The organism is Acinetobacter sp. YH16052, from assembly GCF_013417155.1.
Lineage (GTDB): Bacteria > Pseudomonadota > Gammaproteobacteria > Pseudomonadales > Moraxellaceae > Acinetobacter.
In genome coordinates, this window is record NZ_VPEO01000008.1 from 1 (window position 1) to 13,416 (window position 13,416).

12 protein-coding genes and 1 rRNA gene are annotated in these 13,416 nt (G+C 43.9%); 9 read left to right on the forward strand and 4 right to left on the reverse strand.

Features of this window, described 5'->3' with window-relative positions:
- Positions 1-4: 4 nt before the first annotated feature.
- From rrf to FTV42_RS07155, 5 genes are all read left to right on the forward strand, one after another.
- A 5S ribosomal RNA gene (rrf, locus tag FTV42_RS07135) occupies positions 5-119 on the forward strand.
- A gap of 287 nt (positions 120-406) precedes the next feature.
- Positions 407-1,771 (forward strand): MFS transporter, encoded by a 1,365-nt coding sequence (locus FTV42_RS07140; RefSeq protein ID WP_005094821.1) that lies wholly within the window; start codon positions 407-409, stop codon positions 1,769-1,771.
- Between the two features lie 342 nt (positions 1,772-2,113).
- A complete protein-coding gene (locus FTV42_RS07145; RefSeq protein ID WP_004647700.1) occupies positions 2,114-3,463 on the forward strand; it encodes an aromatic acid/H+ symport family MFS transporter in 1,350 nt (449 codons plus the stop codon).
- An 80-nt stretch (positions 3,464-3,543) separates the two neighbouring features.
- The gene (locus FTV42_RS07150) at positions 3,544-4,398 is read left to right on the forward strand and encodes a hypothetical protein (protein WP_005094815.1); all 855 of its coding nucleotides are present in this window, start codon (positions 3,544-3,546) and stop codon (positions 4,396-4,398) included.
- A 35-nt stretch (positions 4,399-4,433) separates the two neighbouring features.
- Positions 4,434-4,757: an ankyrin repeat domain-containing protein gene (locus tag FTV42_RS07155; protein WP_180038251.1), complete on the forward strand. Its 324-nt coding sequence runs from the start codon at positions 4,434-4,436 to the stop codon at positions 4,755-4,757.
- A 48-nt stretch (positions 4,758-4,805) separates the two neighbouring features.
- On the opposite strand, the gene FTV42_RS07160 is transcribed toward FTV42_RS07155, so the two are convergent.
- On the reverse strand, positions 4,806-5,357 hold the full coding sequence (locus FTV42_RS07160; protein ID WP_005245514.1) for a type 1 glutamine amidotransferase domain-containing protein: 552 nt from the start codon (positions 5,355-5,357) through the stop codon (positions 4,806-4,808).
- Between the two features lie 367 nt (positions 5,358-5,724).
- Positions 5,725-6,414 carry a TIGR04219 family outer membrane beta-barrel protein gene (locus FTV42_RS07165; protein WP_180038253.1) on the reverse strand — a complete coding sequence of 230 codons (690 nt, stop codon included), beginning with the start codon at positions 6,412-6,414 and terminating at the stop codon, positions 5,725-5,727.
- Between the two features lie 134 nt (positions 6,415-6,548).
- Here FTV42_RS07165 and FTV42_RS07170 point away from each other — a divergent pair, with 134 nt between their 5' ends.
- The 4 genes from FTV42_RS07170 (at position 6,549) to zupT (ending at position 11,077) form a co-directional block, all read left to right on the forward strand.
- Entirely contained in the window at positions 6,549-7,997 is a 1,449-nt protein-coding gene (locus FTV42_RS07170; protein WP_180038255.1) for an aldehyde dehydrogenase family protein, read from the forward strand.
- A 585-nt stretch (positions 7,998-8,582) separates the two neighbouring features.
- Positions 8,583-10,058 (forward strand): sodium-dependent transporter, encoded by a 1,476-nt coding sequence (locus FTV42_RS07175; protein ID WP_180038258.1) that lies wholly within the window; start codon positions 8,583-8,585, stop codon positions 10,056-10,058.
- Between the two features lie 10 nt (positions 10,059-10,068).
- Positions 10,069-10,179, forward strand: a complete 111-nt coding sequence (locus FTV42_RS07180) for a methionine/alanine import family NSS transporter small subunit (RefSeq protein WP_180038260.1) — start codon at positions 10,069-10,071, stop codon at positions 10,177-10,179.
- Between the two features lie 88 nt (positions 10,180-10,267).
- A complete protein-coding gene (gene zupT / locus FTV42_RS07185; protein WP_180038262.1) occupies positions 10,268-11,077 on the forward strand; it encodes a zinc transporter ZupT in 810 nt (269 codons plus the stop codon).
- Between the two features lie 70 nt (positions 11,078-11,147).
- Here zupT and rsmB read toward each other — a convergent pair whose 3' ends face one another.
- A complete protein-coding gene (rsmB, locus tag FTV42_RS07190; protein ID WP_085064401.1) occupies positions 11,148-12,455 on the reverse strand; it encodes a 16S rRNA (cytosine(967)-C(5))-methyltransferase RsmB in 1,308 nt (435 codons plus the stop codon).
- The gene (gene fmt / locus FTV42_RS07195) at positions 12,452-13,414 is read right to left on the reverse strand and encodes a methionyl-tRNA formyltransferase (protein ID WP_044109793.1); all 963 of its coding nucleotides are present in this window, start codon (positions 13,412-13,414) and stop codon (positions 12,452-12,454) included. The genes rsmB and fmt overlap by 4 nt, the downstream gene beginning before the upstream one ends.
- Positions 13,415-13,416: the final 2 nt, after the last annotated feature.

Consider the following 13,416-nt stretch of genomic DNA (forward strand, 5'->3'; position numbering starts at 1 on the left):
TTGTGCTGGCGACCATAGCAAGAGTGAACCACCTGATCCCTTCCCGAACTCAGAAGTGAAACCTCTTAGCGCTGATGGTAGTGTGGGATTACCCATGTGAGAGTAAGTCATCGCCAGCTCATTATTCGAAAATCCCCCTCCGCCAAGGCAGAGGGGGATTTTTTTATGCGTGGGTTTTGGTCAAATAGCTCTTGGAATTGTTGAATATTGATTAAAAACTAGACTCATGGGTTTAGATTTTTAAGGAATAAGTAAGACTTTAGTCGGATATTGCATGAAAAGTAGCTGTGTTGAACTAAGTTGTTGCGAAGACATGGCGATAAGAATCATTAAAAATAATAAATAAGAGTTAGGGTCATGTGTCGTGCTGAAAACAACGAAAAAAACTCACAGGAGGTGAGTAAAAATGGCAGAAAACATGAAGCGAGTAGCAAACACTGTAAGTGTGAATGATGTGATTGATCAGGCAAAATTCACTAAATTTCACTTAAGCATTGTATTATGGTGTTTGTTTATTGTCCTATTTGACGGATATGATTTAGCAATTAACGGTGTCGTTCTGCCTCTACTTATGCAAGAGTGGGGCATGAGTGCTGTTCAAGCAGGCATGCTTGCAAGTACAGCACTCGCTGGCATGATGTTTGGAGCCATGCTGTTTGGGATGCTTGCAGACAAAATTGGTCGTAAAAAAGTTATCTTGATTTGTGTTTCTTTATTTAGTGCTTTTACATTTTTAGGTGGATTTACCACTAATCCAACAGAATTTGGTATTTTACGTTTTATTGCTGGTTTAGGGATTGGTGGTGTATTACCAAACTTAGTCGCTCTAACGTCTGAATATGCACCTAAACGTTTAAAAAGCACACTGGTAACCACCATGTTTAGTGGTTATGCCGTGGGCGGTATTATGGCTGCATTATGCGGTACATGGTTTACACCAAGTTTTGGTTGGGAAATTATGTTCTTCATTGCAGGTATTCCATTACTTTTTGTTCCATTTTTTTGGAAGTTCTTACCTGAGTCTTTAACTTTCCTCGTTAAAGAACAAAAAGTGAATGAAGCACGTCGTTTTATAAAGCAAGTCGAGCCAACTGCAGACATACAAGAAGATACTGAACTGGTTCTAGCTAGCGCTGATCAGACCCAAAGTGCATCAGTAAAAGCGTTATTTACAGAAAATCGTGCCACAGGAACATTCTTATTTTGGATTGCTTTCTTTATGTGCTTGCTCATGCTTTATGCACTTGGAAGTTGGCTGCCAAAACTCATGATGGCTGCGGGATATTCTTTAGGCAGCAGTTTAATGTTCTTATTAGCACTGAATATTGGTGCCGTGATCGGAACCATTAGTGGTGGTATTCTGGCAGACCGTTTTGACTTTAAACCTGTTCTTATGAGTATGTTAACTGTCGGTGTACTATCTTTGGTTGGTTTGGGCTTTAATTCTCCAACACCTGTTATTTATTTACTTGTCAGTTTAGCAGGTGCCTCATCTATTGGTACCAGTATCTTGTTATATAGCTATGTTGCTCAATACTATCCTGTTGCAGTACGTTCTACTGGTATTGGTTGGGCTTCTGCTGTAGGGCGTACAGGTGCAATTGTTGGCCCAATCGTGATTGGTATGCTGCTTGGGATGGAGTTACCACATAAATGGAACTTTATCGCAGTGGCAATGCCAGGTATTATTGGCATCATCGCTATCTCAATGATTCGTAAGCCACAACCTGGTCGCGTTATGGTGAAAAAATTAAAAACAGCCAAAATTTAAACTCTCGTCATTGACCCATTCAGTTAAAAAGCTCCTTACTTAAAGGGGCTTTTTCATATCTTTAGTATGAAATTAAATCAATATTCACTTGGTCAAAAGAATAAGCGGATTAAAAGAGCTTAAATATTGGGCGAATTAAAAAAGAAATATCAATTATTCAAAAGTTTATACTAATAATAGTGTGACATATCACGCAAATAAATGACATTTCCGAGAGCATAGCAGAATATCAATTAGTCTTATTGTGCCTTAAATCCCGCTTGCGTATATTGCCTGACATTGAAGATTGACTTCAGTCTTCAACAAGATGTTATGGACAAGTACTCATGGGAGATGAGAACGATGACAACGGAAAAAATAGATGTAAATTCTGTAGTCGATAATGCGAAATTCACGCCTTTCCACTTCAATGTAGTTGCTTGGTGTTTACTCATTATCTTATTTGATGGCTACGATCTCGCAATCAATGGTGTAGTTTTACCGTTATTGATGCAAGACTGGGGCTTAAGTGCAGTGCAGGCTGGAATGCTTGCAAGTACCGCACTGGCCGGCATGATGTTTGGTGCGATGATCTTTGGTTCCCTCGCGGACAAGATCGGTCGTAAGAAAGTGATCATGATCTGTATTGTATTATTTAGTGGTTTAACTTTTGCCGGCGGCTTTGCTTCAAACCCAACCGAATTCGGTATTTTACGTTTCCTTGCCGGTCTTGGTATTGGTGGCGTAATGCCAAACCTGGTGGCATTGACTTCGGAATATGCCCCACAAAAAATGCGTAGTACGCTGGTGACTACCATGTTTAGTGGTTATGCGGTCGGTGGCGTAATGGCTGCGTTATTGGGTTCATGGTTTACCCCAAGTTTTGGTTGGCAAATCATGTTCTTTATCGCGGGTATTCCACTGTTTTTATTACCAGTGATCTGGAAATTCCTGCCTGAGTCGCTCGCATTTATTGTGAAACAGAACAAGCAGCCAGAAGCTCGTCGTATTGTACGTCGCTTGGCGCCAAATCTGACAGTTACCGAGAACACAACTTTCACTTTGCCACAGGAAAATGTGCCTGAAGCAGCCAACGTGGTGAGTTTGTTCCGTCGTGGTCGTGCGGTCAATACTTTACTGTTCTGGGTCGCGTTCTTCACTTGTCTGTTAACCATGTATGCACTGAGTAGCTGGTTACCGAAGTTGATGATGGCAGCAGGCTACTCGATGGACAACAGCTTGATGTTCATGATGGTGATGAACGTTGGTGCGGTTGTGGGTATTGTCGGTGGTGGTATTCTCGCGGATCGTTTCCACCTGAAACCGGTACTGATGTTCCTCGGTATGATGGGTGCGATTGTGATGAGCTCAATGGGCTTTGCATCTAACCAATTCTTACTTTACATCCTGGTATTCCTGGCGGGTGCAGCGTCGATTGGTTCACAAATGTTGCTATATAGCTATGTTGCGCAGTTCTACCCACTTGCAGTACGTTCGACAGGTATTGGCTGGTCTTCTGCGATCGGTCGTATGGGCGCGATTGTAGGGCCGATCCTGATTGGTGGCTTACTGGGAATGAACCTGCCTGCTTACTTCAACTTTATGGCAGTCGGTTTGCCGGTTCTGATTACTGCAATTGCGGTTGCGTTGATCATGCATGACAATGAGTCTGAAAAAATTGGTTCAATTGAACCCGCAGTGTCTAAAGCTTAAAGCTAAGTTTTTAAATAAGAAGCCTCCGAAAGGGGGCTTTTTTTGTATAAGATGTAAAAAATTTATATTTGAAAATTACTATGAATGAAGAACAACCAAATAGTAGAAATATTCCGTTGCCTATTCAAAGAGAAGTTAGACAAAGATGCGGGTTTGGATGTGTTATCTGTGGAATGCCCTTATATGAATATGAGCATATGGAAGAATGGGCGCTAGTTAAACGTCACGTTGCTGATGAAATAACTTTATTATGTGATCAGCATCATCGTGAGAAAACCAATAGATTATTGCCAAAAGAAGTTGTAAGAAAAGCTAATACAGAGCCTTTTAATTTACGTGAAGGAGTATCTAAACCTTATCTATTGCATTTCTCCGGTGAAGAGGCAATTGTCGAAATAGGTGGAAATACTTTTAGTTGTGTGGACCAAGGATACGGTACAGCAATGGTGCCTATTAGTGTAGATGGAACACCGTTAATTGGATTGATATTAGCTGATGGGCATTTTTTACTAAATCTAGTAATTTTTAATGAGTACAATTCGCCAGTTCTTCATATTAAAAATAACCAATTAATTTTCAAACCCGTTGCTTGGGATATCCAATTAGTTGGTACTACTCTTACTGTACGGGAAAATCATCGGAAAATTTTAATAGAAATAGAGTTTTGCCCTCCTAATAAAGTGATATTTAAAAGAGGAAGATTCCTTCGTAATGGAGTGGAAATTTTAGTCCGCCCTACTAATATTTTGATAGCTAATAACAGTACGATTATTAAAGGTTGTAGTGCTATAAATTGTTTTGGCGGTTTAATCATTGGACATCATGAAAAACCGATAGGTGGTTTTTTTGCTATGGATGGGATTAGTAGATATTTAGGTTCAAATAAAGAAGCGTTAAAATTTGAGAAAGAGTCTTTACAAAGAAGTGATGTATAGTAAGAACTCAGGTAATTTAGATTGAGCATAATATTATGAAACTTAACTCATTCTCCCCAATCCCTGAGGATGATGACGAATTACATCTTCCTGAACTAGTGTACTGGGCATCTCTTGGTGATGTTGAACAGGTTGAGCAGGGCTTGCAAGAAGGTCTGGACGTCAACTCCGCCGATGAAGAAGGCTATAGTGCCTTACAGGCTGCAGCTGAAAATGATCATTTAGACGTAGTTAAGCTTCTGGTTAGCAAGGGCGCAGATATTGCACATCGCAGTCCAAATACTGCTTTAGAACTGGCTGAAATGGCCGGAAATAAAGACGTGGTGACTTATCTGAAAAGTTTGGCCGGTGGTGTCTAAATATAAAAAAGAACCTCAATGCTGAGGTTCTTTTTTTAGTGTAGGAGCTTAGGCAGCTTCGCCTTCAAGCTCTTTTAAGATCGCTTCATTGAAAGCCGGTAAATCGTCCGGATTGCGTGAAGTAATCAGTACCCAGTCACCTGTATTGCAGCGGTGGACTTCTTCGTCGACCCATTTCCCGCCGGCATTTTCCAGATCTAGCTTGATGCTCTTATATGAGGTCAGATTCTTGTCTTTGATGCGCTGTGCATCAATCAGGGTCCATGGCCCATGACAGATCGCGGCAATCGGTTTGTGATTGTCGGCAAAATGCTGAATGATTTTTTGCGCATCCTGATTGATTCTCAATGTATCCGCATTGACTGTACCGCCGGGAATCACCAAAAGATCATAATCATTCAGATCGACGTGTTCAAGACTGGTATCCGGCGTATATTGGGTGGCAGCTTTGGTATCACCTTTGACCGTCGCGACATCTTCATTTTTTTCGGCAGCATGAATCACTTCAAAACCTTTGGACTTTAGAAAATTTAAAGGCTCAGTGAGTTCATCATGTTCAATGCCTTGATTAGATGTAATAAAGAGGACCTTTTTTACCATGATTGCTGTTCCCAAAAAATGTGAGGATTTTTAGCTTAACAACAAGGGGATTCTTACAATGTTGGAGTTTTAGCTCGGAACTGTTAAGCAATGATAAATAAAATAATAGGCAGAAAAAAAAGCCCCGACATCCTGTCGGGGCTTTTTCGTATCTCGTGATTTAGGTATAACTCCTGTCGTACCTCACGTCCTGGTGTTGCGATGTTATTCTTGTTTTTAGGTCTTCTGGAGCATCCTGCTCTCTATGTTTATAAAGTAATACACATCCCGGTGGCGCACTAGCAGCAGATTGCGGTTATTGCTGTACGCTTTGGCTTACATCAGCGCAGAGAAATTAAGCTGTGCAAACTTAACCGGTTGTATTGCATTAAAAATGTATATCTAAGCCGATATAAGGACCTTTAAATTCCAGCTGTAAGTCTGGACGTTGATCCTGTTCAAAATCTACTTGCATCATACGATAACCGATTTTGGCACCCACATCGACCAGCAGATTATCAATAAAGTCATATTGCAGTTCGGCCTGTACATCGGTTTTTTGGCTATCGCTGCCGTGACTGTAAATAGCTTCGGCTTTGGCACTCATACCGGTAAATGGCAGTTTCACCCCGGCTGTTGCGTAGAGCAGGGGACTGTATTCATCCAGATCGTATTGATTGAAAGCAGCATTGCTCAGGTTTTTCACCGTACCATCCAGATTGGTTAAACCTGCGCCTATATCCGCATGCACAATAGTATCTAGCAATTCGTAATACAGAATATAGTCGATATTCTTCAGTTCGATCTCTGAGGCATTGGCAAGCGTGTTTTGTTCACTGTTGCTGTCCAGATTAACATATTTGATTTTTGCATTTGGCAATAACGGTACCGGATGTTCTACAGCGACAGATAGTTGTGCTGTACCTTGTCGATCCAGCTCATGCTTGAAATTGTTATCCTGGCTATAGCCGTCAAAATCCCAGTAGCTGAGATCCGCTTTCACGCCAATCACATCTGCATGACTGAGCGTACTGAGTCCAAAACCGAAGAATAAGGTGGTGAGTATTTTTGCGCGCATGGCTCTATTCCCTAAAGCTTTATTAAAATTGGAAGTGTCTGGTTACTTAAAAGCATCTTCTTAATATGGAGTAGCAAGTGCATGATATAGAGAATTTCAAAAATGTATATCCTTAGATTTTGCAGGACAATAAGATGGTAGCGAGAAGCACACAACAAGCGAAAGAGTATGCATTATATGTCGCCGGTCAGGTGGCTCAGACGGGTGAATGGCTAGAGGTCAAACATAAATATAACCACGAACTGTATGCCCGTGTCGCTTTGGCAGATGCCAACACACTGGAACAGGCGATTCAGTCTGCCGTAGACGCAGAAGCCGAAATGGCTGCCTTAGAGCCGTTCCAGAAACAGAAAATTCTGCTGCATTGCGTACGCCGTTTTCGTGAGATTCATGAAGAACTGACCGAAATTCTGATTGCAGAGGGCGGTAAACCGCGTAAAGCGGCCGAAGCTGAAGTTGAGCGTCTGATTAATACCTTTCAGATTGCCGCACATGCCGTGACCCAGGTTGATCAGGGACGTATGCTGCCTTTGGCCGTGACTGCGGCAGCATCCGGTTATCAGGGTATTGTGAAGCAGGTGCCAATTGGTGCAGTGTCTCTGATCAGTCCGTTTAATTTTCCTTTAAACCTGACCGCGCATAAAATTGCTCCTGCGATTGCAGCCGGTTGTCCCTTTGTGCTGAAACCGCCGAGTCTAACCCCGATTTCTGCCTTAAAAATTGCCGAAATTCTGGCGGAAACCGATTTACCGCAAGGTGCCTTTTCGGTATTGCCCTGTCCGCGAGAGCTGGCCGATCTACTGGTCACTGATGAGCGTTTTAAATTACTCAGTTTTACCGGTTCCGATGCTGTGGGCTGGGATATGAAAGCGCGTGCCGGACGCAAAAAAGTGGTCTTGGAGCTGGGTGGCAATGCTGCTGTCATGATTGAGCCAGATACCGAAATTAACGATGCCTTGATTAACCGTCTAATTGGCGGGGCGTATAACCATGCCGGACAGGTGTGTATCAGTGTGCAACGCATTCTGGTGCATCAGCAGATTTATACTGAAGTGAAGGACAAACTGCTGGCAAAACTGAAAACGATTAAAGCCGCTGATCCGAATCTGAGCACAACCTTGGTTGGTCCGATGATCAAGGAAGATGAAGCCAAACGCCTGAAAAAATGGCTGGATAAAGCCGTGAAAAAAGACGCGAAAATCCTGATTGGAGGCGAATTGAATGGTGTGATGTTCGCACCGACCTTGCTGGAAAATGTAGACCACAGTCTGGAAATCTACCGTGATGAAGCCTTTGGCCCGGTGGCAATTCTGGAAGCGTATGCTGATTTCGAATCCGGTATTGCCTGTATCAACCGCAGCCGTTTTGGCTTGCAAGCTGGAGTGTATACCCAGAATCTGAACAAGATGCTGTATGCCTGGGATCATCTGCATGTCGGCGGTGTCATTATCAATGATATTCCGTCTTTCCGGGTCGATAACATGCCTTATGGCGGGGTCAAAGATTCAGGTCTGGGTCGTGAAGGAATTCAGTCAGCCATTCGCGACATGCAGGAAGAGCACATGCTGGTGATTAAAGCCTAAGTTTAGAATACTCATCGCTTCGATATCACAGGCAGCTTGTTTTAAATCTGCTTGTGATATTTAAACCGGTTTTTAAAGAGGTCAAAATTCCATGAGAGAATTTGATTTCCCATATCACGGCTTGGTCATGTGCCTTAGTATGAGCCGTTTCATCTTCAAATAATGATCTAAAAACAGATGCTGGATCAGAGTCTTGGAATACATTTTTTGAAACAGCGACCCTGTAGTAAAACTTAAGAAAAATATATTCCAAAAAGTTTGTTAATATATAACTTGTTTAATCTGCCTTATTTTGCAGAATTATTGAACGCTTAATTCGAATAGATTATAAATAACGAATATTTTAAGCAGAATTTACAGAAAAAATTTAAAAAAGTCAGTATTGTTAAATCATCTACAAGGTCAGTTTTTCGATCAGACTTTAAGCAAGATGTAAGACCTGCTGACCTGTTTGTACATTAGAATTCGACGCCCACAAGGTGCCCTCTAATTCAAACACCCAAAATTATTGAAAATCCTTCTTTTTTTGCTTGCGCCATAACCATAACAAGCAGCATCTAAAGGGATTAAAAGTTTAGGTGTTCTATGACAGAAACTCGTGAGAATTGGTCCGCACGATCAGGATTCATTATTGCAGCGATTGGTTCCGCCGTTGGCTTGGGGAATATCTGGCGTTTCCCTTATGTTGCCTATGAAAATGGTGGCGGGGCATTCCTGATCCCTTATCTGATTGCGATTTTCGCAGCAGGTTTACCTTTATTATTTTTAGACTATGCGGTCGGGCACAAGTTCCGCAAAGCGCCGCCTATGGCCTATAAAAAACTCATGAATGCCGAATCTCTGGGTTGGTGGCAGGTGATGGTCACTCTGGTGATCGGAATTTACTATGCCAGTGTCTTGTCTTGGGCCGGCAGCTATATGTTCTATTCCTTTGGACAGCAGTGGGGCACAGATACTCAAGGCTTCTTCTTCAATACTTACCTGCAAAATGGTGAGGGCCTGACTTTCGGTTTCGTACCTGTACTGTTCTTCGGTCTGGTAGTCGTTTGGGCAGCAGTCATGCTGATTCTTTACGGTGGCGTACGCCGTGGGGTGGAACTGGCGAATAAAATCTTTATGCCATTGCTGGTGATTTTATTCACGATCCTGGTGATTCAGGCAGTCCGTTTACCGGGTGCAGTCGATGGCTTAAATGCTTTCTTCACGCCAAACTGGGAAGCGATGGCCAACTATAAAGTCTGGTTAGCCGCTTTTGGTCATATCTTCTTCTCACTGTCAGTGGGCTTCGGGATTATGTTGACTTATGCCTCTTACTTGAAACGCAAAACTAACCTGACTGGTTCAGGGATTGTGGTGGCATTGGCCAACTCGTCTTTTGAAATCCTGGCGGGTATTGGTGTCTTTGCAGCACTTGGTTTTATGGCGTTTAGCTCAGGTGCTAAAGTTGAAGATGTGGTATCCGGCGGTATTGGTCTGGCCTTTATTGCGTTTCCAAAAATCATTTCCAGTTTAGGTGCAGGTGGTGACCTGTTTGGTTTCCTGTTCTTTGGTTCATTGACGGTGGCGGGTATTACCTCGATGGTGAGTATCCTGCAAGTTCCGATTGCCGCGTTCCAGGACAAGCTGGGCTGGTCAAAGAACAAGTCAGTGACAATCATTGCTGGTGGTTCAGCGGTGATTTCTACCCTGATGTTCTCGACACATAGTGCGATTACCTTTGTCGATATCATCGACTACTTTGCCAATAACATCGGTATTGTCGGTGGTGGCCTGTTATCGATTATTCTGTTGTCCTGGTTCCGCCGTCCATTAATGAAACAGCTGGAAGGCCATGTGAACGAGTTTGCCAGCGTGAAACTGGGTGCAAGCTGGAAGTTCATGCTGACGGTGATCACGCCTTTGTCATTATTACTGGCATTAGGCTTGACCCTGAAATCGATTATGGCAGAAGGCTATGGTGATTATCCCGCGAGTACGCTGTGGATGATCGGTGGTGGCACCCTTGCATTCTTTATTCTGGGCGCCATTTTATTCAGTCTAGTTAAAGATCGTCATAGTTAGGAGAACGAATATGAATACATCTGCATTGTTTATGATGATTTTCTCCATCGTTTTATTATGGGGTGGTCTGGTACTGGCTGTAATTCATCTGGCAAAAAATCCGGAAGAACCAGAAGACTAAAAATCTTCACATAAACCTACTGTTACCATAAATAGAAGTCATTATCATCCTTGATGATAATGACTTTTTTAATGGCTGATGCTTTGACATGATTTCCGTTTCAGATGGACAAGTGTATACAGCCTTTGCCGTGACTTTATTTGCCGGGCTGGCCACCGTGGTGGGTGGGGGGCTGGTATTATTCTTAAAAAAAACCAATTTCCGTTTGCTGGCCTTTGGTTTGGCCTTTGCTGCCGGTGCCATGATTTATGTCTCTTTAACCGAAATTCTGAACAAATCGATCGCGTCCTTTAGTCTGGTTTTTGATGAAAAAACCGGTTTTGCCTTTGGCACTTTTGCTTTTTTACTGGGCGTAGTTCTGGTGTTGTTGCTGGATCGCTTTGTGCCAAACCCACATGACACCATTGAGACCCATTCTGCCAAGGGCGTTAGTTCACCCCAATTACTGCGTACCGGCATGCTGACCCTGTTTGCGATTAGCGCACATAACCTGCCGGAAGGACTGGCGACGTTTTTTGCCACGCTAGAAAGTCCTGCTTTGGGTGCGTCACTGGCGGTGGCAATTGCGATTCATAATGTACCAGAAGGCGTGGCGATTGCCTTGCCGGTCTATATGGCCACCGGCCGTAAAGATTATGCGCTCTGGGCCAGTCTGGTTTCCGGACTGGCCGAACCACTGGGTGCAGCCTTGGGCTATTTTATTCTGGCGCCTTATATGAGTGAAACCGTCTATGGTCTGATCTTTGGGATAATTGGCGGTGTGATGGTTTATCTGGCGCTGGATGAATTATTGCCGACGGCAAAACGCTATTCTGAAGGTCATGAAACAGTCTATGGGCTGGTCAGCGGCATGGCGGCATTGGCGAGCAGTCTGGTAATTTTTAAGTTTATTCAATAAACCTCATATTCACTAAATCACAAGCCATAAAAAAGGCAGCTTGCGCTGCCTTTCATTTTAAACACATGACTTATGCAATTTTTTCTATACGGCAATAGAAGAAGCCGTCGCCTTGATCCGCTTTCGGTAACAATTGACGACCGTGAATCTGTTCGATGCCCCAATCGACTTCGATTTTGATTTCTTTGGCATCGGCATGTTGAGCAAAGAATTCGACCATCTGCTGTTCGTTTTCGGCTTTCAGAATTGAACAGGTGATGTACAGCAAAGTACCACCGACTTTCAGTTGCTGCCACATATTTTCCAGAATCTGCTTTTGCAGCTGTACCGTTTGCGGAATATCTGTAGAGTGACGTAACAAGCGAATATCCGGATGACGACGGATCACACCAATTGCAGAGCATGGTGCATCCAGTACGATACAATCGACCGGCTCCGGAGCGGTCCAGGTGATCGCATCAGCCGCGATAATTTCAACGTCGGCATATTCAGTTAACAGTAAACGTTCCAGATTTTCTGCCACACGGACTAAACGTTTAGCATCCTGATCAATGGCATACAGTTTTTTCGGGCTGTATTTTTCCAAGATATGCGCAGTCTTACCCCCTGGCGCAGCGCAGGCATCTACTACGATTTTGCCTTCAAGGTCAGGAACTAAGGTCGCACACAGCTGGGCATGTTCATCCTGCACCGAGAAACCGCCGGCTTCATAGCCCGGCAGGTTCGGAATATGCACATTCTGTTCCAGTACAATCCCAACTTCAGAAAGAGTACAGGCACGTGCTTCATAGCCTTCTTCTTCCAGAATTTCCAGATATTCATCACGGCTGACCTGATTGATATTGACACGCAAGGTAAGCGGCGCAATCTGTTTCAAGTCATGTGACAGCTCGGCAAGCTGTTCCGGCCAGTCTTTCTTTAAACGCTTGTAGAGCCAGCTTGGCAGGCCATGCGCCTGATTTAAAGCCAGGTCAAATTCTTCTGTTTCACGTGAAACACGACGCAGTACCGCATTGACCAGACCGCTTAAAGGTTCAAATCCCAGCTGTTTGGCTGCAGTGACGGTTTCTGAAATCGCAGCATGTGCCGGAATACGCGTACATAGAATCTGGTACAAACCCAAATATAAGCAGCTTTCTAGAGCCTGGTTATCAAGAGGTTTGGTTAATAGCGGCAGGGTGATGGCTTTCAGGCCATGCCACTGACGTAAACAGCCTAGCGTTAACTCGTGATAAAGACCACGGTCACGTTCAGACACAATATTAATATGTTGATTGAGTACAGAAGCAAGTGATTGGCCATTTTGTACAGCCAATAGCGTTTTTACAACTTGCGCGCGCAAATTCAAATTTTTAGCTGATGATTGAATTTGGCTCATGCGAATTTATATCCTACCGATAGTTTTTGAGTTTGATTAATTTGAACAGCATTCAGGGCTTTGCCGCCTGGCCATTGCAGATTGGTGATGCAAATGACATTTTGATCGCCACACATCACATGCACGCCATCTTTATCCAGGGCAATCACTTCACTAGGCAGGGCATTGCTTGCCTTTTGTGTGGAAAGTGATGAATTCCAGATGCGTAAATTGTTGCCGTCATCTAGCGGGGTGAATGCCACTGGCCAGGGATTAAAGGCACGAATATTACGGTCAATATCTGCTGCAGGCTGGGTCCAGTCAATTTGTGCTTCGGCTTTTGTCAGTTTATGCGCGTAGACAGTCAGATTTTCATCCTGAACTTCACGGGTCTCAAGATAGTGCTGTAAAGTCTGTTCCGATTCGAGCACGGCCACAATCGCCTCAGCACCTTGCAGCGCCAGTTTGTCATGCAGGCTGGCAGATGTATCTTCGGCGCTAATCGGGCACAGTGTTTTATACATCATGTCCCCGGTATCCAGACCGGCTGCCATTTTCATAATGGTCACACCTGTTTCGATATCGCCGGTAGCAATCGCGCGCTGAATCGGGGCTGCACCGCGCCAGCGTGGCAACAGCGAACCATGAATATTCAGGCAACCATATTTTGGCGTATCCAGAACCACTTGTGGCAGGATCAGGCCATAAGCTGCCACCACCATCACATCTGCATTTAAGGCTTTAAGTTCCGCTTGCGCCGCCAGACCTTCTTCAGTCGATGACTTGAAATGTAAAGGCTGATAGACCGAAAGATGATGTTCAAGCGCTAACTGCTTCACCGCAGATGCCGTGAGCTTTTGTCCACGTCCGGCCTTGCGGTCCGGTTGAGTATAGACCGCCACAATTTCATGTTCGGTTCTAAGCAACGCAGCCAATGCAGTCGCTGCAAATTCTGGTGTGCCTGCAAATATGATCTTCACAC

What these genes read in the sequence shown, in the direction of transcription:
- FTV42_RS07140 (WP_005094821.1), top strand. Translation starts at nt 407, where the DNA reads ATGGCAGAAAACATGAAGCGAGTAGCAAACACTGTAAGTGTGAATGAT.
- FTV42_RS07145 (WP_004647700.1), top strand. Translation starts at nt 2,114, where the DNA reads ATGACAACGGAAAAAATAGATGTAAATTCTGTAGTCGATAATGCGAAA.
- FTV42_RS07150 (WP_005094815.1), top strand. Translation starts at nt 3,544, where the DNA reads ATGAATGAAGAACAACCAAATAGTAGAAATATTCCGTTGCCTATTCAA.
- FTV42_RS07155 (WP_180038251.1), top strand. Translation starts at nt 4,434, where the DNA reads ATGAAACTTAACTCATTCTCCCCAATCCCTGAGGATGATGACGAATTA.
- FTV42_RS07160 (WP_005245514.1), bottom strand. Translation starts at nt 5,357, where the DNA reads ATGGTAAAAAAGGTCCTCTTTATTACATCTAATCAAGGCATTGAACAT.
- FTV42_RS07165 (WP_180038253.1), bottom strand. Translation starts at nt 6,414, where the DNA reads ATGCGCGCAAAAATACTCACCACCTTATTCTTCGGTTTTGGACTCAGT.
- FTV42_RS07170 (WP_180038255.1), top strand. Translation starts at nt 6,549, where the DNA reads ATGGTAGCGAGAAGCACACAACAAGCGAAAGAGTATGCATTATATGTC.
- FTV42_RS07175 (WP_180038258.1), top strand. Translation starts at nt 8,583, where the DNA reads ATGACAGAAACTCGTGAGAATTGGTCCGCACGATCAGGATTCATTATT.
- FTV42_RS07180 (WP_180038260.1), top strand. Translation starts at nt 10,069, where the DNA reads ATGAATACATCTGCATTGTTTATGATGATTTTCTCCATCGTTTTATTA.
- zupT (WP_180038262.1), top strand. Translation starts at nt 10,268, where the DNA reads ATGATTTCCGTTTCAGATGGACAAGTGTATACAGCCTTTGCCGTGACT.
- rsmB (WP_085064401.1), bottom strand. Translation starts at nt 12,455, where the DNA reads ATGAGCCAAATTCAATCATCAGCTAAAAATTTGAATTTGCGCGCGCAA.